At 56.8% G+C, this 22604-nt stretch carries 18 protein-coding genes; 12 read left to right on the top strand and 6 right to left on the bottom strand.

Annotated elements, in window-relative coordinates; translation table 11 throughout:
• Positions 1-62 precede the first annotated feature (62 nt).
• Positions 63-389: a putative heavy metal-binding protein gene (locus Q0J60_RS07020; RefSeq protein WP_294439954.1), complete on the top strand. Its 327-nt coding sequence runs from the start codon at positions 63-65 to the stop codon at positions 387-389.
• 66 nt (positions 390-455) lie between these two features.
• Here Q0J60_RS07020 and Q0J60_RS07015 read toward each other — a convergent pair whose 3' ends face one another.
• Both Q0J60_RS07015 and Q0J60_RS07010 read right to left on the bottom strand, forming a co-directional pair.
• Complete coding sequence (locus Q0J60_RS07015) at positions 456-2009, bottom strand: DNA-deoxyinosine glycosylase (RefSeq protein ID WP_294439953.1); 1554 nt, start codon at positions 2007-2009, stop codon at positions 456-458.
• Positions 2010-2045: 36 nt separating this feature from the next.
• Positions 2046-2453 (bottom strand): YbaN family protein, encoded by a 408-nt coding sequence (locus tag Q0J60_RS07010; RefSeq protein ID WP_294439950.1) that lies wholly within the window; start codon positions 2451-2453, stop codon positions 2046-2048.
• 201 nt (positions 2454-2654) lie between these two features.
• Between Q0J60_RS07010 and recN the strand changes: the two genes are divergently transcribed.
• A complete protein-coding gene (gene recN, locus Q0J60_RS07005; RefSeq protein WP_294439948.1) occupies positions 2655-4319 on the top strand; it encodes a DNA repair protein RecN in 1665 nt (554 codons plus the stop codon).
• A gap of 272 nt (positions 4320-4591) precedes the next feature.
• On the opposite strand, the gene Q0J60_RS07000 is transcribed toward recN, so the two are convergent.
• Positions 4592-5788: a hypothetical protein gene (locus tag Q0J60_RS07000; protein ID WP_294439945.1), complete on the bottom strand. Its 1197-nt coding sequence runs from the start codon at positions 5786-5788 to the stop codon at positions 4592-4594.
• A gap of 514 nt (positions 5789-6302) precedes the next feature.
• Positions 6303-8504: a UvrD-helicase domain-containing protein gene (locus tag Q0J60_RS06995; RefSeq protein WP_367178812.1), complete on the bottom strand. Its 2202-nt coding sequence runs from the start codon at positions 8502-8504 to the stop codon at positions 6303-6305.
• A 556-nt stretch (positions 8505-9060) separates the two neighbouring features.
• On the opposite strand from Q0J60_RS06995, the gene glf reads away from it, so the two are divergent.
• Positions 9061-10206 (top strand): UDP-galactopyranose mutase, encoded by a 1146-nt coding sequence (gene glf / locus Q0J60_RS06990; protein ID WP_294439943.1) that lies wholly within the window; start codon positions 9061-9063, stop codon positions 10204-10206.
• A gap of 299 nt (positions 10207-10505) precedes the next feature.
• Entirely contained in the window at positions 10506-11852 is a 1347-nt protein-coding gene (locus Q0J60_RS06985) for a helix-turn-helix domain-containing protein (protein WP_294439941.1), read from the top strand.
• Between the two features lie 140 nt (positions 11853-11992).
• On the opposite strand, the gene Q0J60_RS06980 is transcribed toward Q0J60_RS06985, so the two are convergent.
• A complete protein-coding gene (locus Q0J60_RS06980; RefSeq protein ID WP_294439940.1) occupies positions 11993-13291 on the bottom strand; it encodes a CDP-glycerol glycerophosphotransferase family protein in 1299 nt (432 codons plus the stop codon).
• Between the two features lie 207 nt (positions 13292-13498).
• Between Q0J60_RS06980 and Q0J60_RS06975 the strand changes: the two genes are divergently transcribed.
• The 5 genes from Q0J60_RS06975 to Q0J60_RS06955 all read left to right on the top strand — a co-directional run bounded on the left by Q0J60_RS06975 (position 13499) and on the right by Q0J60_RS06955 (position 18699).
• Entirely contained in the window at positions 13499-14668 is a 1170-nt protein-coding gene (locus Q0J60_RS06975) for a CDP-glycerol glycerophosphotransferase family protein (RefSeq protein ID WP_294439938.1), read from the top strand.
• A 113-nt stretch (positions 14669-14781) separates the two neighbouring features.
• The gene (locus Q0J60_RS06970) at positions 14782-15594 is read left to right on the top strand and encodes an ABC transporter permease (RefSeq protein ID WP_294439935.1); all 813 of its coding nucleotides are present in this window, start codon (positions 14782-14784) and stop codon (positions 15592-15594) included.
• On the top strand, positions 15584-16390 hold the full coding sequence (locus Q0J60_RS06965) for an ABC transporter ATP-binding protein (RefSeq protein WP_294439932.1): 807 nt from the start codon (positions 15584-15586) through the stop codon (positions 16388-16390). Before Q0J60_RS06970 ends, Q0J60_RS06965 begins: the two co-directional genes overlap by 11 nt.
• A complete protein-coding gene (locus tag Q0J60_RS06960) occupies positions 16391-17584 on the top strand; it encodes a glycosyltransferase family 4 protein (protein ID WP_294439930.1) in 1194 nt (397 codons plus the stop codon). It abuts the gene before it with no gap.
• Positions 17585-17685: 101 nt separating this feature from the next.
• Positions 17686-18699 (top strand): NAD(P)H-dependent glycerol-3-phosphate dehydrogenase, encoded by a 1014-nt coding sequence (locus Q0J60_RS06955; RefSeq protein WP_294439928.1) that lies wholly within the window; start codon positions 17686-17688, stop codon positions 18697-18699.
• A gap of 49 nt (positions 18700-18748) precedes the next feature.
• On the opposite strand, the gene Q0J60_RS06950 is transcribed toward Q0J60_RS06955, so the two are convergent.
• Complete coding sequence (locus Q0J60_RS06950; protein ID WP_367178813.1) at positions 18749-19399, bottom strand: acyltransferase family protein; 651 nt, start codon at positions 19397-19399, stop codon at positions 18749-18751.
• 155 nt (positions 19400-19554) lie between these two features.
• On the opposite strand from Q0J60_RS06950, the gene Q0J60_RS06945 reads away from it, so the two are divergent.
• The 3 genes from Q0J60_RS06945 to Q0J60_RS06935 form a co-directional block, all read left to right on the top strand.
• Positions 19555-20619 (top strand): glycosyltransferase, encoded by a 1065-nt coding sequence (locus Q0J60_RS06945; protein ID WP_294439923.1) that lies wholly within the window; start codon positions 19555-19557, stop codon positions 20617-20619.
• Between the two features lie 132 nt (positions 20620-20751).
• Complete coding sequence (gene tagD / locus Q0J60_RS06940; RefSeq protein ID WP_367178810.1) at positions 20752-21207, top strand: glycerol-3-phosphate cytidylyltransferase; 456 nt, start codon at positions 20752-20754, stop codon at positions 21205-21207.
• Positions 21208-21279: 72 nt separating this feature from the next.
• Positions 21280-22604 (top strand): GH25 family lysozyme (locus tag Q0J60_RS06935; RefSeq protein WP_294439921.1); only part of this gene is annotated, 1325 nt, incomplete at its 3' end.

The raw sequence follows: 22604 nt of genomic DNA, 5'->3' as shown, positions 1-22604 counted from the left end.
CTTTCTTGTCGTTTCACCCGTATCATGGCGGTATCAACGGCAATCGGACGAAAGGAAGAGCCATGATTGTTACCACCACTCAGGAAGTCGCGGGCTATCGCATCACGGGTTATTACGGCATCGTGTTCGGCGAGGTCATCACCGGTGTGAATTTTCTGCGCGATATCGGTGCGGGCATCCGCAACTTCATCGGCGGTCGCTCGGCGGGCTACGAGAATGAGTTGCTTGCCGCGCGCAGCGAGGCCTTGCAGGAAATGGAGAAGCGCGCGGGCGAGATGGGCGCGCACGCCATCGTGGGCGTCGATCTTGACTACGAGACGCTGGGCGCCGACGGCAGCATGCTCATGGTGACCGCCAGCGGCACCGCGGTGACGCTGGAAGCGAAGTAAAGCGTTCGCGACAGATTGGCTAGATGGCGAGGCGTCAAGAGACGCCTCGCTTTTTTGTATGCGAAGTTAGGCCCATGGATCGCGCTCGAACAGCGGCTCGGGTTCGGGTCGGCGGTCGGAATACGGGTCGTAGCCGTCGTCGTCCTCCGCCTCGGCGCGCAGGAATTCGGAGTTTGCCGCTTGGGTTGTTGAGCGTTTGCCTCCCGGGGTTCCGTGCTCCGCGACGGCATGGTCATGGGCGTTTTTGCATGCGGATGTTTTTGCAGGGGCACGGCGCCCCTCCTTTTTGCCGCGTCCCTCGCCCGGATCGCATTCCCCAAGAACGTGCGGGAGGTGGGGGTCGATGTAGGCGATGGGCGCCATGCGGACGTCGCCGCAGAACGCGAAAGCAAAAGGCGTGGTCAGGCCGGGTTTGAGCGTCATCATGGTCACGGTGAGATCCGCCTTGATGCACGGGCTAGCTGCCTTGCCCGTTTGCGCCGAAAGTCCGCTGGGCACGTCGGCGGCGACCGTGAAGGTACCCTTTGTCTTGCGCTCGTTCGCCGCTTTGATCCAAGCGGCATAGGGCTCGCGCACCTCATCGCCCGAGAACCCGGTGCCCAGAATGGCATCGATGACGGCATCCGCTGCGGCCAGCGTCTGCGCAAGGGTGCCGTGCGCGGGGTTCACCAGGATGTCGGCGGGGGAGAGCGCATGCGCCGCCTGCACCGCTGCGCCATGCGCGGGCTCGGCCTTGATTTCTTCGGGCGCACAGGGCGTGATAACGTTTACGACGCATCCCTGCTGAGCGAGGTATTCGGCGGCAACCCATCCATCGCCGCCGTTGTTTCCCGATCCGCAAAGTATTGCCACGCGAGGAAGGGTGGACTGTTTTCCGCCAAGGCGCTTATCCTGAGCGGGCGCCGCGGCGGGCGTCTCATCGGTTTTTTCGGTCGGCTCTCGCCAAGGCGAGGCGGCCTTCGCCTTCTTACCGATTCGCGTTTCGTATTCGTCAAGGGCGTATTTCGCCAGCGCGCGACCGGCTCGGCGCATCAGCGTCGAAAGCGGTGTGCCTGAAGCGGCGATGGCCTGTTCAAGGGCGATAACCTGCGGCACGCTCAGCGTGGCGGGCGCGTCCTCCGGCAGATGGGGTGCAAGCGCCGCGCGGTACGCTTCGGTCAAATCCTCAAGGCGCATCTTTGCGTTCGCGGGGCTGGTGGAAGGCAGGGTGACGCACGGCATGCCGCAGTCGGCCTCGCAGTATTTCGCAAAAAGTTGCCCCGCCTTGGTTCCCGTGGCGAACACGGCTTGGATATCGGCGGCGTCAAAAATGCGCGAAAGATCATTGGGGCGCGCATTGCGGATGCTCGCGTCGCTGGCGCCCTCGATATCGCACGACGCCAGCACGTCCCACAGCGCGATGCGCCGCCGCAGCAGCAGGTCGCGTTTGTCTTCGATGGTTTCGGGCACGGGCTCATCAAAGATGGCGGCCAGCACGCGCCAGAAGCGATTTTGGGGATGTCCGTAGAAAAACCCGGCTTCGCGCGAAGCGGGCGAGGGCATGGTTCCCAGCATGAGCACGCGCGAGCGCTCGTCGAATACCGGGTCTATGGCGTGGTCAACGTGGCCGTATTCCATCATGCACCTTCAATCATGCTCTGCCGCGATTGCGGCGGGCTAATCTTCTTCGGTCGCCGCTTCCGTCTTCGGAATCACGGGAACGTCGCCCACGGTGGGAATGCGCACGCACATAAGCCACAGCAGGAACAGCGCGACGGCTCCGAGGATTGCCCACACCAGGGGTTTCTGCACCAGGACGGCGCTTATGCCCATGACCGTGCAGGAGAGCCCCAGAATGTGCAGCTTGCGTTTGAACGGGATGCCGCCTTGCTCCAAAAACGGCAGAACGTAGGCACGATAGATGCGGGTCTTGCACAGCCAGGCGTGGCAGCGCGGAGAACTCTTGGCGAACAGGAACGCCGCCAAGAGCACGAGCGGCGTGGTGGGCAGCACGGGGATGAAGACTCCCACTGCGCCGAGGCCCAAAACGATCCAGGCGCATACGAAAAGGATAGGGTTAAGCATGAGGACTCCTGTCGGGGTTCTCGGGGGCAAGGGATGGTTTCCGTCGTCGGTTGTGGGCATTCTACCAATACGCTCGTCTTTCGGCACTACGCTTTTTAACGTCTTTTCGCTTCGCGGAAGTTTTATCATCGCGGCCGATTCCCCTCGCGACGCGGGGCAAGGTGCGCGATAATGCCTCAAAAGCTATCGAAGAGGTGCACCATGCTCGATGAACTCCATGTACAGAATGTCGCGCTCATCCGCGACGCCGTGTTTTCGCCGGCGCCCGGCCTTACCGTTGTTACGGGCGAGACCGGTGCGGGCAAGACGGCGTTGCTTTCGGCGATCAAGCTGCTTATCGGCGAGCGCGCCGATGCGGCCACCGTGCGCGAGGGCGCGTCGTCGGCACTGGTGGAAGGCAGGTTTTTCCTTGGCTCTGCCGACGGCGAAGGCGTGGATGCGGGCGAAGACGGCGGCCATGTGGTGACGCGCAAGGTGAGCTCCGACGGGCGCAGCCGCGTGTCGATGGACGGCTCCATGGCAACGGTGGGGCAGCTTGCCTCGACGGTGGGCATGAGCGTGGATTTGTGCGGGCAGCACGAGCACCAGCATCTTTTGAAGCCGGCGAATCATGTGGGCATGCTGGACGCGTGGGCAAGCGAGGTTGTGGCACCCGCCCTTGACGCGTATCGCGCGGCGTTCGATGCGCGCGCGGATGCCGGGCGTGAGCTTGAGCGCATCCAAGAGGCTGCGCGCATGTCTTCCGACCAGCTTGACCAGGCTCGATTCGTTCTGGCGCGCATCGACGAGGTGGCGCCAACGCTTGAGGAATACGACGACATCATGCGCGAGCTTCCGCGCATCGAAAACGCCGAGGCGCTGGCCCAGGCGGCGGATGCCGCATATTGGGAACTCTCGCATGAGGAGGGCGCGGTGGATGCCGTGCGCTCGGCGCTTCGCCATCTGGAGTCAGCCTGCGAGATGGATTCGTCTCTGTCGTCGCTGGTTGAAACGCTCACCGACGCGTCCTATGCGCTTGAAGATGCCGAGCGCGAGGTGCGCGTGTATCGCGACGGTATCGACCACGACCCGGCGGAGCTGGAGCGCATGCAGGAACGCGCGAGTGCGCTGCAGGGGCTCATGCGGTCCTACGGTCCCCGGATGCAGGACGTGCTCGCCAAGCGTGACGAGGCGGCCCGCGCCGTCGCCGCGGTCGACGACGCCGACCGTTTGGTTGCTAGCGCCCAGGCGGCGTGCGACGAGGCGGAACGTGCGCTTGTGGCGGCTGCCCAGGAGCTTGATGAGGCGCGGTCGAAGGCGGCGCCCGAATTTGTGAAGCGCGTGAACGCCCAGATGGCACGCCTGGAGATGGGGTCTGCCGAGCTGGTGTGCAACATCGAGGCGCTGGCTCGCGATCAATGGACGCGCAGCGGTGCATCGAAGGTCGAGTTCCTCTATTGTGCGTCCTTCGGAATGACCGCGCGGCCTCTGGCGCGCATCGCATCGGGCGGCGAAGTGAGTCGCGTGATGCTCGCATGCAAGGTCGTGCTGGGCGCGGCCGACGAGCGCGAGACGCTCGTGTTCGACGAGGTGGATGCGGGGGTCGGCGGCTCGGTCGCCGTTGCTCTTGCGAACGTGCTGGCAGATTTGGCACAGACCCACCAGGTCATCGTGGTGACGCATCTTGCCCAGGTGGCGGTGCGCGGTGATGTCCATTACCTGGTACGCAAGCAGAGCGACGCCGCTGACGGCATCCCCGAAACGGTGCTCGCGCCCATCGCAGACGAAGCGCGCGTGGCCGAGGTGGCCCGCATGCTTTCCGGCGACGCAAGCGAAGCATCTCTCACTCACGCCCGAGAGATGCTCGCGGCTGCCGCCAAGGAGTAACGTATTCGCAGTGTTGTTCTGGCCGATATGCACGGGTTTTGCCTCCGGACGCTGCTTTTTCACTCTTTATGGTTCGCACAGAAGGTCGGGTAACCTTCATGCTGCAGTTTTTGATGGTGGGCTCGAGTAGAGCATGTTGGCGGGAGGCCTTGAACAGGTAAAACGTAAAAATGACCAATCGGCTATTTCCCGTCTCGTCGTGAAACTGCAGCATGAAGGGGCTTTACTCGTTGCGAGTTCGGCGTGCCGTCCATTTTTACCCTCTGCTTTGCCTATACGTTTCTTTCTTGCACCCATTTGTACGGAAACAACGCATCATGCAATTGCTTTCGCCGTCTCAAAAACAACGGCGTTCTTTCCTGGAGGGCGAAGCCTAGCCTCTTCGAGAAGGTATGAAGCAGGGCGTCGAACTGATTGCAGTCGGCAATTTGCCTGTAAATCACGTCGAACTCGGTATACCCCATGGATTCCAGGGCCGCCCTTCTTCCATGTTCTATTTCGAACCCATTCTGATCGGCATGGAAAGCCTTTCCTTTTGCTTCGATAGCGACTTTCTTATCGACCCATAGTAAGTCGCATGCGCAATGAGACTGCCCCGAAAGCTTCTGCGCGTTTTTCGTAAATACAACGCGGCGATTCAGCGAAGGACGTTCCCAGTGTTCTCCACCGTAGGTTGTCGATGCGCAAAGCAGTAGGAATAACCGGGCCTCCAGGGGCGACCCGCATCCGTCTGCTGTTTGGGCGAGAGCCGTGCGCGCGTTTTGTAGGCCATTCATTCTGCTTGCGGATCGGATAATGTCTTCTAGGTCTTTTGTTGAACAGAGGGGCGGACGCTTCCATATCTCTGTCATCTTTCCGAACCTGTCGAAGCAAGGGGTCCAAGTCTCAACTGGAGAGCATGGATTTGTTTGATGGAGCAGGTTGCCGTTCTCGTCGCAGAACTCTGCGATAGCCGGGATAAAAGGGAGGGATTGGCTTCTGGCCCCGTAATGCTCTTTGATTCCGTTGAGAATCGCAGCAGAACGTAGGGTTCCACGAAATATGGCGAATAACCCACATGCTTCTAGCATTAACAGAGACAGCTGCTGCCAGGAAACCGTTCGGGCGAGATGCAGAAGCGTGAGCTGCGGGGAGGTGATATAGAGATCGCTCCCGAGCTTAATCAGTTCATCGTATGGTAGCCAAGAAGGTTTTCTGTGAGGGGCGATGAGCTTATTTGCTCTGTAATTTGAGCCTTCCTCCGCAAAGACGTTTATGGGAAGCGATAAGCCTTTCAGGTCAAATAGTAGACGCTTCGATATGAGGGCGGACGCTTCGCAGGCGTTCTTTCGCGGGAAAAGCAACGAATGTGGTAGTCCTGCGCCAATGGGTGGTGAGACGGTAGCGATTTTCTCTGGAAGTTCGATATCTCGAACAGCAGGAGGGGTGCAGTAGTACTCCCAGGCCGACATGCCGCATATAACAATCATCGTAGTCCTTATCGCGATAGAGCAATAGATCCGTTTTTCGTTGCGGTTCACACTTCATGCTTTATGCGCAATGGCGTTGGGATTCGTAGCTCCCCGCCATGAGTGTGCCGCAATGCCGAGGATGATGTGGTTTGAGCTAGAGGTGTGGGGCTATCGTCCACCGCAAACAAAATGCGTGCAATTGCGGAAAATGACTGAATGTGGATGCGGGATTTGGCTATGAAGGTAGCGAAATTCGAAATTTTGGACTAGCGAGCATAGCGGGCATGCTTCATGCTGCAGTTTTTCTTGCGAGTCGGAAGTATAAAAAATGGATGGGATGATTGACCTGGGGAAATGATGTTGTGGTCATGCCTCTATTTGGGGCATGACCACAAAACTGCAGCATGAAGATGAGTTTTGCCGTATGGGGGCCTTGGATGCTTGGAAAAGATATCGAATTGCGGGCAACCAGACGCACGACCCCCGTTCTCTTGGGTCGGTGCTATGCGACGAAGGTCGTGCGTGGTCCTGGCTACCCCTTGAGCAGGGGCGTTATCTGGCCTTGGGCGAGGATGGTGATCTTCTGCGTGGCGCGCGAGATGGTGGTGTACAGGCGGCGCCTGGCCAGGTCGCCGTCGCCGAACACCTTCGCGCTGGCGTCGGGGATGATCACGTGGTCGAATTCCAAGCCCTTGGCAAGTGGGAGCGTAATCACGAACACGCCCTCATCGGGCATCGAGCGCCTGCCGTCCACGAACATCGGCGCGTCGTCGCCCAGGGCGGCGATCAGCTTGCGGGCCTCGTGCTTCCACGGCACGATGACCGCGGTGAGCCCTTCGTTGTGGCGCGCGCGTTCTATCGCGCTGCGCAGCGCGTCCAGAAGCGTCTGCTCATCAGGGCATTCGATGAGCTCCGGCTCCTCTTCGGCGCGCTGGATGGAGTGCACGCGCACGCGGTCGTCGGGCGGCATGAGGCGCGTGAACAGCGCCGTGATGCCAGGCGCCGATCGGTAGCTGGTCATGAGGCGGCATTCCTCCACGGGTCCGCGCATCGCCTCAAAGGCGGCGCGCACCTCGGCGAACGATGCCGTGTTGGGTTTGATGGCCTGGTTCTCGTCACCCAGCAGTAGGAAATGGGCACGGCGGAAGAAGCGCGCCAGCACGGCAAGCTGGGCGCAGGTGTAGTCCTGGACCTCGTCGATCATCACGTACTTGGCGTCGGCGTTGCCCATGCCGGTGAGTGTCATCTTCAGGTACAGCCACGTGACGGTTTCGATGCTCTTTTGGCCGGTCAGGCGCATGCCGATGCGGTCCACGCGCAGCCATTCGTCGCGTGCGACCATGTCGTAGGCATCCGCGTGCTTCTGATGCAGATAGGCGAGCGCATAGGCGCGCACCTCGGCGTCGGTCTGCGGCGCAATGGTTTCGTGGAAAATTTCCACCTGCTCAGGAATGGTCAGCTCCTCGATTTCCATCTGCACGGCGTCGGTGGCGGCCATCTGCTTCAGGCGCGCCTCCAGGCGAACCTCGAGCTCTTCGCGTACAAGCGCGACAAGGCGCGGGCCTGCGGGAATGCGGCTGTACTTGGCGGCGATCTGCGCGATTTGCGCCGCAGGGATCAGGCGCACGCCGCGGCTTTCGATGTCCTTGAAGTCGTGCTGCTCGAACTCCACGCCGTCCACGAGCTTGTCGATGCGCAGCAGCTCCTCGATGGGCACGTTGAGCTCGCCGCCGGCGCGTCCCTTGGGCATGAGGGTCGCGGCGAATTCGTCCCAGGTGATGCACTCGGGATTCTTCTCGCCCATGTCGGGCAGCACGTTGTCGATGTAGCGGCGGAACACCGGGTTGGGCGTGATCAGGAACACCTGGCTGGGGTCAAGCTCGCCGCGGCGCTGGTAGAACAGGTACGCGATGCGCTGCAGCAGCACGCTGGTCTTGCCGCTGCCTGCAATGCCGCTCACCAGCAGCACAGGCACATCCTCATGACGCACCACCAGGTTCTGCTCCTTCTGGATGGTGGCGGTGATGGCCTGCATGCGCCCGTCGCGCTGGCGCGACAGCGACGCCAGAAGCAGCGAGTCCTGGATCGCCACGTCAGTGTCGAAATAGGCGTTCAGCGTGGAGTGGTCGATGTCGAACTGGCGGCGCAGCTGCATATCCACATGGATGTCGCGGCCGTTGGCGCGGTAGCTGGTGGGCCCCATCTCCTGGTTGTAATACACCTCGGCCACGGGGCTGCGCCAGTCCACGACCAGGCGCTTGTACGATTCGTCGGACGCGCCGGCGGCACCGATGTAGAGCTCCTTGGGCGGCTGGCCCTCCTTGAACTGCAGCACCACTTTGGCGAAATACGGTTGGCGCAGCAGGAGGCGCGCGTCGTTCAGGCGCTGGAAATTGATGTTTTCGGACATGTTGTACATATCGATGATGCGATTGGCCGCGGCGATGTCGGCGTAGGTCTCCGAAGCGTCGTCGTCGGTTTCAAGGTTGACGCCGAACTCATCGGCCATGGCCTCTTTGTCAGCGGCCACGGCTGCATGGGTTTTGGCTATTTTTGCCAGCAGCGTGCGCTCAAGCTCCTCGAGGGCTGCATAGGTTTCGTCTAGATGCGCCTGCTCCTGGTCAAACACGGGGTCATGTTCGACACCTTGGGAGGCGTTGGCCTCGCAGGGCACGCTTGGGTCATGCAGCGCGTTGGTATGTGCGGAATCGTAGATTCGGGAATCATTCGTCACGATGCTGCTCCAATCTTTCGGGCGGCTTCTGGCTGCCTTTCCTTGCGCAAAGCGGATGCGCGGGCGTCGAGCTGTCGAGGCTGCGCATCGGCAAGCAATCAAGAGGCGCGCAAGTCGGCCGGGGCCAGTTGGGCGAAGCCGGTCGAACGCGGCGCATGCAAGGCGGGCGAAAAATGCGTCAGAAGATTCTACCGCGTTTGGGCGGGCACGTTCGTGTGCATTTGAAGACGTTTACAGGGAAAGCAGGTGGACATTCGTGCGAGGCCAGGCGTCGTCTTTCGCGGCGCGGTATACTGGAAAATAGGAAGTTTTCGTCTTGGGGCTCTAGCGGCTTTCTGCTCGAAATCTTGACCGCGTCTCAACCAGGGTATTCTGCCCCAGCTGCTGAATTCATGTAAAGTTTCCTCCAAATGTGCGTCATGCTTTGGCGTTCGCGCGGGAAGCGCCCCGCGAAATTCGCTAAGATATATCTGTTGTGCTGCGTTCGGGCGCTCGCCAAACGTGCCAAATCTGAACGTTTGCCAGACGCGCAACGGACGAACGCGGGTTCTTGGATATGGAGGAAACCATGCCCCAGTATGATTATCTGATCGTCGGCGCCGGCCTTACGGGCGCCGTCTTTGCGCACGAGGCTACCAAGATTGGCAAAAAATGCCTGGTCATTGACCGCCGCGACCACATTGCCGGCAATATTTACACCCAAGAGGTCGAGGGCATCAACGTCCATAAGTACGGGGCGCACATTTTCCATACGTCGCTCAAAAACGTGTGGGATTACGTGAACGGTTTTGCCGAGTTCAACAACTTCGTGAACTCCCCAATAGCCTACTACAAGGGCGAGGTGTACAACATGCCGTTCAACATGAACACCTTCGCCAAGATGTGGCCCGGCGTGGTGACGCCCGAGCATGCGCGCGCCAAGATCGCCGAGCAGATTGCCGCCGAGGGCATCGGCGAGCCGAGCAACCTGGAAGAGCAGGCGCTCTCGCTCGTGGGCCGCGATATCTTTGAGAAGCTGGTCAAAGGCTATACCGAAAAGCAGTGGGGCCGCGACTGCAAGGAGCTGCCGGCGTCCATCATCAAGCGCCTGCCGTGCCGCTTCACCTACGATAACAACTACTTCAACGACCGCTACCAGGGCATTCCCGTGGGTGGCTACACCAAGATGGTGGAGCGCATGCTCGAAGGCGTGGAGGTGCGCCTGGGCGTGGAGTACAAGGATCTGGTGGCGGGCGAGCCCGGCATCGCGGCGCGCACCATCTACTGCGGGCCCATCGATGCGTTCTACGACTTCAAGCTGGGCGAGCTTGAGTGGCGGTCCTTGCGCTTCGAAAGCGAGCTTCTGGACGAGGCCGACCACCAGGGCGTGGCCGTGGTGAACTACAACGAGCGCGAGGTGCCTTGGACGCGCATCATCGAGCACAAACACTTCGAGTTCGGCCTGGACGCCGACGGTCAGCCGCTGCCCAAGACCGTGATTACGCGCGAGTATCCCGCCGACTGGAAGCCGGGCGACGAGCCGTATTACCCGCTCAACGACGCCAAGAACGAGGCGCTCTACGCCAAGTACGCCAAGCTTGCCGCCGAGGAAGGCGACGTGGTGTTCGCGGGGCGTCTGGGCGGCTACAAGTACTACGACATGGACAAGGCTATCGCCGCCGCATTCGACCTGGTGAAGGCCGAGCTGGGCGTGGAGCTGTAAGGTTTGCACGGAGGCAGGGCTCTTTCAAGGACGCCTGGTCGTTTGAGAGTATCTGACGGTTCGGGGCTGTCTGACGGTTCGGCGTTGCCGAGCGGTTGCGGTCTACCGTGTAATTGCGGGGCCGAGGCCTTGTAGGAGATGGTTCCACGTACTGCCGCTAACTTTACCGATCAAATGTAATCGCTAAAGAAAAACCTGCGTTCAATCGCAGGTTTTCTATTTTTCGCTACTATAATAAATACTGTTTTTATTCGCAGGTTTAACGCTGCAACACGTTGTAGCAAAAGGAGGTGGCGTGAATGTTCAACCTCACTGTCGAAGAGGCGATGAAGCTTTTAGGGGTTAGTCGCACCAGAATGTATCAGTTGATTCATTCGGGTGCTCTCGCTGCCGAAAAGGTGGGTAGCGTCTGGCTTGTCGACGACGCAAGCGTTCGCGCCCGCATGCAAAGCGCTCCGCGCGCCGGTCGTCCTTCGAAGCGACGGACGCCGGGGGCTGATATCCAAGAATACATCCTGATGAACCGCAATTATCCGATTCTGTCGTTCAAATACAATGCAGCGCGGAATACCTTCGTCGAGGCTGGTGACATCCAGGACGCATCGCGCGCTCCGCTGGGACTCATCTCGCCGCGGGGCAAGTCTGTATCCAGGAGCGCTTTGGCGTTCTGGTGGGCTCATCGTTCGATTCCCGACTATCGAGACGGCATCGACAAAAAGTTAGGCGAGCTGGGGTTCGCCGAGCCGTCGCAGATCCCCTTTAAAAGTCTGGGGCTTTCGCTCTCCGACCAATACTGGATTAAGCCGACGTTCGGTCCTGATATCTCCTGGTCAGACGTGAACTATTTCGAAAACGATTTCGAGGAGTTGTCCGATTCGACCAATTCAACCGACTGGTTGGCAGAGGTGGGTCTTGATTCGCCCGACAACACGTCTGAGGGCATGCTTTCAAAGCGGTGGGTGTGCATTGACGGGGTTCGGACGCTTCTCAAAGGCGGCACCGTGTTGGGGCAGGAGCCTTATAACGAGGCAATCGCAACAGCGTTGCATTCGAGGCTTCTGGGCCAAGGAGAGTTTGTTCCGTATCGCCTTGCTCGCATGGGCGGAGAGGTCGTGTGCTCATCGGCGTGTTTTGTGCGCTCTGACGAGGAGTTTATCCCTGCGTATTACGTACGCGACGTGATGCGCAAGCCCAACCATCGAAATGACTATCAGCACTATATCGAGTGCTGCGCTGCCTTAGGCGTGGAAGATGCGGAACTTGCGCTTTCAAAGACGATCGTTTGCGACGATATCATTGCAAACGCCGATAGGCATTGGCGCAATTTCGGACTAATTCGCAACGTGGAGACGCTTGAATACCGTCCGGCGCCAATATTCGACTCAGGGAATAGCTTGTGGTGCGAAGCGACAGAAAGCGCTGTGAAAACGAAGAATTTTGCCTTCAGGACAAAGCCGTTTTTCGAAGATGCCAACAGGCAGCTGCGACTTGTGAACGACTATTCGTGGTTTGACCCGGCGGCGTTGGATGGATTTATCGAAGAGGCGAGGGGGGTCCTGTCTCAAAACGCGGCCTTGGAATCGCGCGTTGATTTCATTTGCGAAGGCATTCAGCGTCGCATCGACCATATAGCGAAGATGCTGTAGGTCTTGAGAAGGCATTGGGGCTTACAGCCGCATTGGCTCAAGGGCACGAAGGGGAGAGGGGCCGGCTCAATCCGAAAACAAAAAGAGCGCGGGACAAGGCTTGTCCCGCGCTCTCTGGTCTCGTCCGCGTCCTGTTCGTCCTATTCGAAGAACACCTTTTGAATTACTCGTTCGGCGGCGTGGCCGTCGTCCTTGGGGCAGAACTTCTCGCGGAATGCCGCGTAGCCCTCGCCATATTTGGCCTCGTAGTTGGGCAGATCCTGCACGGCGGCAATCACGTCGTCGTTGGTGAGGCAATGCGGCCCCGGCAGCTCGTGCAGACCGAAATAGAACCCGCGGATGTCATTGGCGTAGTGCTGGTAATCGGGCCAGAAGAACATGATGGGGCGCTCCGTGTTGGCGTAGTCGAAGAACACGCTGGAGTAGTCGGTCAGAAGCGCGTCGGCCACGATATACAGGTCGTTGATATCGGCCTGCTTCGACACGTCGTACACGAATCCCTCGTAGGCGCTGAAATCGAAATGGTTGGCAATGTAGTAGTGCGCGCGGAACAGCACCACCCATTCGTCGCCAAGCGCCGCCTGCAGGGCGGGGAAGTCGAGCAGCGTGTCTTCCATTACGTAGCCCTTGCCGGATTCGTACGAATCATCGCGCCAGGTGGGGGCGTACAGAAGAATCTTCTTGTCAGCGGGAATGCCCAGTTCTTCGCGGAATGCCGTGGTAAATGCGTCGAGAGCCTGGGGGTCTTCGCATACGCGCACAATGCGGTCGTTGCGCGGGTAGCCCTCTTCAAGCACCACGCTGGGGCGGCGCTCCTCCTCAAGACCAAAGGCGTCGGCCAGGTGTTTGGAGGTGTATGCGGAGGGGGAAAGCAGGTAGTTCCACTTCTTGGAGTCCATGCCAAAGCGTTCCGCCAGCTCATCGGTGGTGTTGAGCGCGTTTTGCGTTTCGATGGTAACGTCGTAGCCCAAGCGCTTGAGCGGCGTGCCGTGCCAGCATTGCACGTACACCTGATCGGCCTTGGGCGTAATGTACTCAGCGACACGCGTGTTGAAAATCCAATACTTTGCACGGGCGCAGGTTTCCAGGTACTCGTCGGTGCCAACCTTCACGAACTGGGCGCGCTGAAGAAGAGGCTCGTCGGCGAACAGTTCCATCTTGCTGCCTTTGAAGGTCCAGACGAATGTGAAATCGTCGAATCGCGGGTCTTCAAGCATACGCTCGTAGATTGCACGGGGTGAGCAGCCAAACTGACGTCCGCCGAAGCACTGGAACACTACCATTTTGGGGTCGGTAGGGATGGTTGCTCCCATTGCATCATAGCTTTCACCACGCTTGCGATAATACACGGCACGCGAACGCTGTCGCACACCAGGCAGGTGGCGCAAGACGCCCAGGATGGGTTTACGGAATTTTCTGTACACGCTGCCGAGCGACATGTGCACTCCTTTCCTATTGACTGGTTGCCCTATAGCGCCGCTTCTACGAAATCACGACGGGATAAGCATCAAGAACAACGAGTGTAAAATTTTGTCAAAATTATTAAAGCTAAGGCATTGTAGCATTTCGTCGTTTCACGGTATGCGATGGCATATAATTAATCAGTTATTCGACCAGCCGGACATCCGGCGCGACAAGGAGGCATCGTGTACAAGATCATCGCCCGATGTGTGGCGCTCTTCTATGCGCTCTGTCGCCTGTTCCCCAAGCGTAATCGCATAACTTTTTTCTCGCGCCAGGGTAAAAGGGGGTCCCTCGATTTCCGTATGCTGGCCGATGCTGTACGGGAGAAGTGCCCCCAGGTTGACGTGCGAATTTGTGCGACCGACCCAGAGAATGTGGACAAGAAGGCGTTTATCCTGTCCATGCCTTCGATGCTGTTTCATGCGGCAACGTCGCGTGTGTGCGTGTTGGAAGGCTACATTCCCGCCGTGTCGGTTCCGCATCTTGATTCTCAAACACGCGTGATTCAGCTCTGGCATGCGCTGGGCGCCATCAAGAAGTTCGGATACCAATCTATCGGTACGCCGGCGGGCCGTTCGCACGAAGAAGCCACAGCGCTCCGTATGCATAAGAATTACGACTGGATTATCGCGGCGGGTCCGGGTGCCATTCCTGCCTATGCGGAAGCGTTCGGATATCCGCAGAGCGTCATCAAGTCCTTGGGCATGCCTCGTATGGACTACATACTGGACGCTTCGACCAGCTCTGGTCGTTTGACAAAAGCGCAGTCGTTACGTGGGCGCTACGATTGCTTGTCCGATGACGTCACACGTGTTCTATACGTGCCCACGCTGCGCAAAGGCGAAGGGTCGCACGGGTGGATGACACGCGAGGTCAAGCGTCTTTCCGAAGCGTTCGAGCCGTATGCTTGCCGCATCATCGTAGCGGGCCACCCGCTCGACGAGGGGTGCGACTCCGGAACTGTGGAAAGGCTCTCCAACGTGGCGGCCATCCCGGGCGTTGCGAGCATCGACCTCATCACATGCGCCGACTGCGTGGTCACTGACTACTCCGCCATCGCGCTTGAAGCGGGGTTGGCCGGCAAACCGGTGTGGTTCTATGTCCCCGACATCAAGCAGTATCGCTTGTCGCCAGGCCTCAACATTGACCCTTTGGAAGAGTTTCCTGACGGGGCATTTGAAAACCCGGACGATCTTGCTGCTGCGATAGGGGAGGACAAGCGCCCCAGCGCGTTCGCCGATTTTGTTATCCGTTATTTCGGTGATGTGGGGCCGGGTGCCACATTAAGGTTGGCCGAATTCGTAGAAGAATGCTATCTTGATACATTCGGGGACGGAAAGGGCAAAAACTAACGCTTTCTTGTGCCTGTACGAGTTCCATGACGCGACCGAAGTCCGCTTTGCGCGGATGCCTATAGCAAGGAGACGTCTTACGTGTCTGAGTTCGGATTGAATCGAGGTGCGGCATGCTAGCCACGCTTCGCGAGATATTCCAGGAGAACTGGGAATGGCGCCGTCAGATCCTGAATCTGGCGGTTATCGATTTGCATAAGACGGTGCGCGGCGCCGTGCTGGGTTGGGCGTGGCTGTTTGTGAAGCCGCTCACCTATATTGCTGTGTTCTGGTTCGCGCTCGACTTGGGCTTGCGCGCGGGCGATTCCACGGGCGGCGACTATCCGTACATCCTGTGGCTTTCTGCGGGCCTGATTCCGTGGTTCTTCATGCAGAGCATGCTTAATACCGGCGCCAACGTGTACAGGCGTTATCCCTTCTTGGTCAATCGCATCCATTTCCCGCTTTCGGCCATTTCAAACTTTTATGCGCTTTCGGAATTCATTATCTTCTTGGCGCTTATGGCGGGTTTGTTGGTGGTGTGCTTGATTACCGGCGTGCATCTGACCGTGTACGCTTTGCAGCTGCCGCTTATCTGGATTCTGATGTTCTTCTTCTGGGTGTGCTTCTCGGTCATGGTGTCGCCGCTTTCAGCGCTGTCCAAGGACTTCAGCAACCTGCTCAAGGCGTTTTCCACGCCGCTGTTCTGGATTTCTGGCATCATCTACAACGTTGCCAACATGAATATCCCGCTAATTCATCAGATCATGGCGTTCAACCCCATTACGTTTTTCTGCACCGCCCAGCGTGCTGCGCTGTGCGACCATTTTTGGATTTGGGATAAACCCGAAATCCTGCTGCCGTTTGTGTTGGTGTTCGCGCTGACTGCTGTGGTGGCGCTGCGCAATTATCACAAGCTGAGGAAGGATGTGGCCGATGTCATCTAGCGAAACCGCAACCTCCTCCATCCCGCAGGAGTTCGTGCGCCCCTCCGTGGTGCGCGATAACGACTCGAACGCCGAGGTTGCTATCCAATTCGAGCATGTGACCAAAACGTACAAGCTGTTCAAAAGCGATCGCGCGCGCTTTCTTGCGACGTTTTCTAAGAAAATTCCGTTCAAGAAGGTCAACGCCAACGATGACCTGTCGTTCACCATCAAGCGCGGCGAGGCCGTGGCGTTTTTGGGTAATAACGGCGCCGGCAAGTCAACGGCGCTCAAAATCATCACGGGCGTGCTGTATCCCACGCACGGCCGCGTGACGGTTCACGGCCGCGTGAGCGCGTTGCTTGAGCTTTCTGCGGGCTTTGACCCGCAGCTTTCTGGGCGCGAGAACATCGCGTTCCGTGGTCAGCTGTGGGGCCTTTCCAACCAGGAGATCAAAGAACTCGAGCCGGACATCATCGATTTCGCTGAGCTGGGCGACTACATCGATCAGCCTATGCGCACGTATTCCAGCGGTATGAAGGCGCGTTTGGGCTTCGCGTTCGCAAGTTCCATTCAGCCGGACATCCTGGTGGTTGACGAGGCGCTCTCGGTAGGCGACCGCCGATTCTCGAAGAAGTGCCTCAAACGCGTGCATGAGATTATGTCTGATTCGCATGTGACGGTGCTGTTCGTGACGCATTCCTCGGCCTCGGCCAAGGAGTTCTGCAAGCGTGGCATCGTACTTGAGCATGGCAAAGACATCTACGAAGGCGATATCAAGAGCGCCATCGAGTTCTACGAGAAGCGGAACGCATAGATGACCATCTCGCCGCAAATAGTCCACCTGCTGTGCCTGGGCGGCATCTCGTTCGCGGCCACGTTTTTGTGCGTGCCGCTGGCGAAGCGCATCGCATTCAAGTTCAATGCGATAGACTACCCGTCCGCCAGGCGCGTGAACAAGACGCCCATGCCGCGCATGGGCGGCATCGCCATGTTCGCAGGCGTGATGGCGGCGTTGATTTTCGAGTTGCTGGGAGAGCATTTCTTCGATTGGCACGAGCTCTACCGCTCCGCGCGCTTTTTGCAGGTGAACTACGTGGGCGTGCTGGCCGGTCTTTCGGTAGTGTGTCTGGTGGGCGCCATCGACGACGTGAAGTCGCTTAAACCCCGCATGAAGCTTTTCGGGCAGATCGTGGGCGCCTGCATCATTGTTGCCAGTGGCGTGTTGCTTGCGTCCATCAAGAATCCTTTCGCACCGGGGTTCATCGAGTTCGGATGGTTCGCGTATCCGCTTACGGTGTTCTATCTGGTTGCGTTTATGAACGTAATCAACCTGGTGGATGGCCTTGACGGCCTTGCGGCGGGCATTACCGCCATCGCCGCATTCGCGCTGTTCATGATCGCCATCGGAAAATTCCGCGCTGAGACCGCTATGTTCGCCATTGTGCTGCTGGGCGCTACACTCGCGTTTTTGCGCTACAACTTCGCTCCGGCGAGCATCTTCATGGGCGATTCGGGATCGTTGTTCTTGGGCGCCATGCTGGGCGTTATCTCGCTGTTGGGTGTTATCCGTTCGCCCACCGTGGTGGTGCTGGCGGCATCGCTCATCATTGCCGCGATTCCCATCATGGATACGTTTGTTGCCATTGTGAGGCGTTTGAAGAACCATCAGCCTATTCAGCAGGCCGATGCCAAGCACCTGCACCACAAGCTGCTGCGCGAGGGCTTCACGCCGCGCAAGTCGGTGCTGATTGTGTACGCCTGGACGGCGTTTCTGGCGTTGGGCGCGTACACCATTTCTAACAGCTCCGGTGTGAAGGTGTTTGTCGTCTTCGTCATCCTGGCAGTCGTTTCGTTCTTGGTGTTGCTCAAGCTGGGCATCTTCGAACCGGTATTGAGGCACCATTACAACAAGCGTTCGCCGCGTGCGGGTCGTCATGTGGACGAGCCGTTGAAGAACAAAGACGAGAAACCCAGCCCAAAGGATGGTTCTAACGGGAACTCCCAATAGTGCCCAGAAGCTTTTTGACATGATATACTGCAACAATTTGTAAAGAGATTGTCAAAGAATAAGTGCGCATGAGCAGTACCGGAGCGCTGCAAGGAGTTTCAATGATTTCTATTAATGATAAATCTCCCGTCGCCGTTATTGGGGCGGGGTCGTTTGGCACAGCTGTTACGTGGATGCTGCGCCAGTCGGGTTATGAGGTCAACCTGTGGTGTTATGACCCGGCGGACGTGCAGGCGATCAATGAGACCTACCACAATCCCTCTTTTTTGAGCGACTGTGATCTTTCGGGCGTTTGCGCGACGAGCGATGTTGCGAAGGCCGTGGAGGGTTGCCAGTCGGTCGTCATCGTTACCCCTTCCTTCGCGGTGGTCGACGCGGCGCGTGGTATTGCTGGTGCTATTTCGAACCAAACCCCTGTGGTCATCCTTTCCAAGGGCATTGATCTTTCTGGCGGCAAGCTGCTGCTTGACGCAGTGGTGGAGGAGATTGGCAATCGCGATCGAGTTGCCGTGCTCTCGGGCCCCAACCATGCCGAGGAGCTGTCCAGGGGCGCTTATGCGGGTGCGACGGTCGCATGCTCTGATGAAGCGGTCGCCGAGTATTTCCAGAACCTGATTTCCAACGATTTCTTCCGCGTGTACGTTTCGAACGATCCGGTGGGCGTGAGTTTGTGCGGCGCCTCCAAGAACGTTATTGCCATCGCCTGTGGCATTACGCGTGGAGCTGGGTTTGGCGACAATGCCGTGTCGGTTCTCATAACGCGCGGTCTGGCGGAAATCGTGCGCCTTGCTGAAGCGTGCGGAGGCAAGCTGAGCACGTGCATGGGTCTTGCCGGCGTGGGCGACCTGAATGCAACCTGCAATTCCCTGCATTCTCGTAACGGCATGTATGGCGAGGCGTTTGCTCGTGAGGGCATCAGCGTCGAGGACTATGAGAAGCGTCGCCATATGGTTGTGGAAGGCGCACATGCACTCGAACCCTTGCTGTCGCTTGGCCACGCGAAGGGTGTCGAGCTGCCCATCATGGAGATGGTAAAGAAGCTCCTAAACAAGGAGGTAACCATCGAAGAAGCTGCTGCCGGCCTCATGGGCAGGGAACTCACGAAAGAGCGCTAATCCAACTTCGAAGCAAGCGCTTGATTATTGACTTGTATAGGGCAGGATGCTAGGCATCCTGCCTTTTTGGTCTCAGGAATTCCCATTTTGCATTTAGAATCAGGTCGAACGGCTTCTTGATAATTCCGATTGAGCAAATGAGTGTAATCACCACGCTTACAATAAAGATAATGAGGATGCCCAGAATAGGATCGCTCAAAACGGGCATATCAAAGAATCCTAGCTCGCTTATGATGGGTCGGATGAGCCGATGGAGAACATAAACTTGAAGCGTTCTTTCACCTATGGTTGCTAGGAAGGTTTTTCGACGTGGCGTTATGAAAATAACGCCAAGGGAGATGACTATTGCAAGGGTGTAGGTTACGACCCTCATGCCCATGCCCTCAATTGAGGATCCCTTGTATGCGGTGTCTCCGTGACTAATGTAGTTGTAGCTTGCCAATGGGTCGCCGAGCAGTATCCATAGCGCAAGGATAATGATGCTTGCAATTCCGGTGGCGGGGAGCCATTTGGCATTTTTGATGCGCAAAAAGTTTTCTTTCGTGCAGTAGTATCCAAGTAAGAAGAACGGCATAAAAACTACTGTACGAGAGATGGCTAGAAAATCTCCAACAGGCTCGAAGCAATTAATACCGAGTGCAGCAATCACTGAGATGAGAATAGCGGCACTCGGGCGCATTTGAGAAAACAGAGGCGTCAGTAGATACCAATATGTTAATGAATTATATTAAATTGTTAGTTGAAGCATATAGCAAATGCAAATGGCGTTTTATTCATGCGATGTATTCGGGGAGGTTGTGAAGCGGCATAGAGAGAATATAATCGTCAACAGAAATCCTGGATTGTGCTAGTCGAATGGCTCAGATTCCGTACCATGAAGTTATACGATATCGTGAAAGGCAAAATGCCATGTGCCCCGTAGATACCGAAGAGACCCCCATTATCTCGGCGATTGTTCCATTCTTCAATTCGCGGCATACGCTGCTGACGTGCCTCGATAGTCTTGCGAAGCAAACTTTGAAGGGTGTCGAGATTGTCTTGATTGATGATGGATCAACGGACGATAGCTTGCGCATCGCAAAGGAGTTTGCGTCTGAATACGATGGGCGATGCATCGTTTTGCATCAAGAAAACAGCGGCCCTTCTGTGGCACGAAATGCCGGTCTTGATTGCGCGACTGGCAGATATGTTGCGTTTGTCGATTCTGATGATGTGATAGGCCTGACGATGTTCGAAAAGATGGTCGATAGCGCAGAAAGGCATACCTCCGATATCGTTTCATGTGGAAAAGTGTACGTTGATGTTTCGACCGGTGAGCAGCAGCGCGTCCGTATTCCGAAATACGAAGTTCTGGATGGGAACGCGCGTACCAACCCGAGCATCGTCAAGCGTGTCGGTCCTCTTATGTGTGACAAGATATTTAGGCGAAGCCTTATCGAGGATCACTGCATTCGAATGGATTCCGGCTTTTCACATGCGGAAGATTTTTTGTTTATCAGTCGATGCAAGCTTTATACAAATTGCGTTTCGGCTGTAGGGGAACCGCTGTATCAATACAATATCGGTAACCCGAATTCGATTTCGGGTGGCAATGCGCGAATCCTCGACATTCCCAGGGTTTGTCAACAAGTCGTCGATTTGTATTCTCGAGAAGGGATATTTGAGTCTACGAAAAAACAATTGCTCTACGTTTTTCTAGGCTATTATCTGCGAAAATGCGATAGCGTTGATTCGGAGTCGAAGACCTTGAAGCGCTTTAAGAAGGAGTTTCAAAAACTGTTTTGGAAAAACTTTGGAAGACGGTGGATAGGGGCACTGCAAAAACGCGTGCGTAAGGATTACGAACCTGGCTATCAAAAAGAAATGCTAAGGAAATCGCTTCCGCCGCTGGTACGTATCGCTTTATATGTAAAGCGATAGCAGTTTTCCCGTGGCAGTTTAGCGCAGATTGGGTGCCGGGTGTCGATTCGGGGCGGGCACACTGCATCAACTTTCCTAAAATCGGCTACAATATCAAATTCGTGTAAAACCATCCGTTTGTAAGGAGATGGAATGACCGATTTGAATACTGCCGAGCCCCAGGTTCGTTTTGCGTCGGGTGATGACTATAAAGGCCTGCGTCGCGTTCTGACGTATGGAACATACGATCTGCTGCACTATGGGCATATCCGTTTGCTTCGTCGCGCTGCACAATTGGGCGATTATCTGGTCGTGGCCCTTTCAACTGACGAGTTCAATGCCTCGAAGGGAAAATCGAGTTTCTATTCTTATGGCGTTCGAAAAGAAATGCTGGAGGCCGTTCGCTACGTCGATCTGGTAATTCCTGAGGAAACTTGGGAACAAAAGGTTGATGACATCAAAAAGTACAACATAGACGTTGTGGTCATGGGCGGCGACTGGGCTGGCGACCCCCGCTTTGAGGCACTTAAAGACTATTGCGAGGTTGTGTACCTCGATCGCACCGATGGCATTTCGACGACTGATGTGAAGCGCGAACTTAAGTCCTAGTTGGCGTTGAAGGTTTCAAATATGAAAAAGTCCCTCAAAACAAGATTTCTCGCATGCTTCGTTTCTCTGCTCATGTCCATCCAGCTTATGCCTTCGGTCGCGATAGCATACGCTTCGGAGGAGATTGTTATTAACGACGTGCAAATGGAGGGCCCTTCCGATGGGGCCTCTGATGCTGATGGCTCTGATGACGAGTTGAACTCCGTGGATTTGAGCGAATCCGAAAAGGGCGCCACCGATGACACTCCCGAAGAAAGCGGGGAACCGCTCATCGAGGAGGAGCCGGTTGCTGAAGAGGGGAACGAATCTTCTTCTGGCGCTGAGAGCAATAAACCCGTTACATCTGAAGTGCAATCTACGGATGGTGAGGAGGCCTCGGAAGAGGGCGACGAATCTGATGAGGTACTCGATTTAGCAAAGTTTGCAAATAGTTGGCGCTTTAGCGATGGCGTGCCCTCAAATGCGATTTCTACATTTGCAAAAGCTTCCAATGTTACCTGGACAAAAGAGAACGGCGTTTATATCGGCAGCAATGGCATGCGTGTTGAGGGTGCATCGGCATTCGGCATTGATGTATCTCAGTGGAATGGCGATATAGACTGGGCCAAAGTTAAGGCATCGGGAGTCGATTACGCAATTATTCGAGTAGGGTATGGCGGCGACACCTCATCTCAGGACGACCCCTATTTCTTTGAGTATGTGAATGGTGCCCGTGCTGCTGGGCTTGATATTGGTGTATACATTTATTCGTATGGCTGGGATGCGGCAACTGGTAAATCTGAGGCGCAACACGTCCTTCGACTTCTGCGTTCTGCGGGATTGAGTCCTTCTGATCTTGCCTATCCCGTGTATTACGATTTGGAGCAGGAAAGCAAAAGCGGAAAGGGCCCCTGCGGCATAGATGATAAAGGCAATGAAAAACTTGCCTCAAATAGTGATTTGCTCGCTATGACAAAGGCGTTTGCGAGCACTATCGAATCTGCGGGCTATGATGTTGGAGTATACGCCAATCTGAATTGGTGGAATAACTATCTTACGAGCTCGGAATACAATCAGTGGGATCGCTGGGTCGCGCAATACAACACTCAATGCGACTACGCGGGCGAATACTCAATGTGGCAGTGCATGTCTAATGGTGCTGTAAATGGCATTAGTGGCAGCGTTGATATTAATTTCTATTATGGCGATTGTAAGACGGGTCTCGTCTGGGATGACCAGGGCTTGAAGTTCCGTCAGGAAGACGGATCCTTCCTGGTGAGCTCTTGGAAAGAGTGGGATGGGCATACCTATTATTTCGGTGAGGATGGGTATGCTCTCCGCTGGTCGCAGGACATCGACGGCAAGCGCTACTACTTCAACGGGTCGAGCCAGATGGTGACGGGATGGCTGACGTGGGG

It is taken from the genome of uncultured Slackia sp., assembly GCF_944321625.1.
GTDB lineage: Bacteria > Actinomycetota > Coriobacteriia > Coriobacteriales > Eggerthellaceae > Slackia.
This window is presented reverse-complemented; position numbering and strand designations above follow the sequence as displayed.

Excerpts from the sequence above, each read along its gene's own strand:
- Q0J60_RS07020 (WP_294439954.1), top strand. The coding sequence starts at position 63 with ATGATTGTTACCACCACTCAGGAAGTCGCGGGCTATCGCATCACGGGT.
- Q0J60_RS07015 (WP_294439953.1), bottom strand. The coding sequence starts at position 2,009 with ATGATGGAATACGGCCACGTTGACCACGCCATAGACCCGGTATTCGAC.
- Q0J60_RS07010 (WP_294439950.1), bottom strand. The coding sequence starts at position 2,453 with ATGCTTAACCCTATCCTTTTCGTATGCGCCTGGATCGTTTTGGGCCTC.
- recN (WP_294439948.1), top strand. The coding sequence starts at position 2,655 with ATGCTCGATGAACTCCATGTACAGAATGTCGCGCTCATCCGCGACGCC.
- Q0J60_RS07000 (WP_294439945.1), bottom strand. The coding sequence starts at position 5,788 with ATGATTGTTATATGCGGCATGTCGGCCTGGGAGTACTACTGCACCCCT.
- glf (WP_294439943.1), top strand. The coding sequence starts at position 9,061 with ATGGAGGAAACCATGCCCCAGTATGATTATCTGATCGTCGGCGCCGGC.
- Q0J60_RS06985 (WP_294439941.1), top strand. The coding sequence starts at position 10,506 with ATGTTCAACCTCACTGTCGAAGAGGCGATGAAGCTTTTAGGGGTTAGT.
- Q0J60_RS06980 (WP_294439940.1), bottom strand. The coding sequence starts at position 13,291 with ATGTCGCTCGGCAGCGTGTACAGAAAATTCCGTAAACCCATCCTGGGC.
- Q0J60_RS06970 (WP_294439935.1), top strand. The coding sequence starts at position 14,782 with ATGCTAGCCACGCTTCGCGAGATATTCCAGGAGAACTGGGAATGGCGC.
- Q0J60_RS06965 (WP_294439932.1), top strand. The coding sequence starts at position 15,584 with ATGTCATCTAGCGAAACCGCAACCTCCTCCATCCCGCAGGAGTTCGTG.
- Q0J60_RS06960 (WP_294439930.1), top strand. The coding sequence starts at position 16,391 with ATGACCATCTCGCCGCAAATAGTCCACCTGCTGTGCCTGGGCGGCATC.
- Q0J60_RS06955 (WP_294439928.1), top strand. The coding sequence starts at position 17,686 with ATGATTTCTATTAATGATAAATCTCCCGTCGCCGTTATTGGGGCGGGG.
- Q0J60_RS06945 (WP_294439923.1), top strand. The coding sequence starts at position 19,555 with ATGGCTCAGATTCCGTACCATGAAGTTATACGATATCGTGAAAGGCAA.
- tagD (WP_367178810.1), top strand. The coding sequence starts at position 20,752 with ATGACCGATTTGAATACTGCCGAGCCCCAGGTTCGTTTTGCGTCGGGT.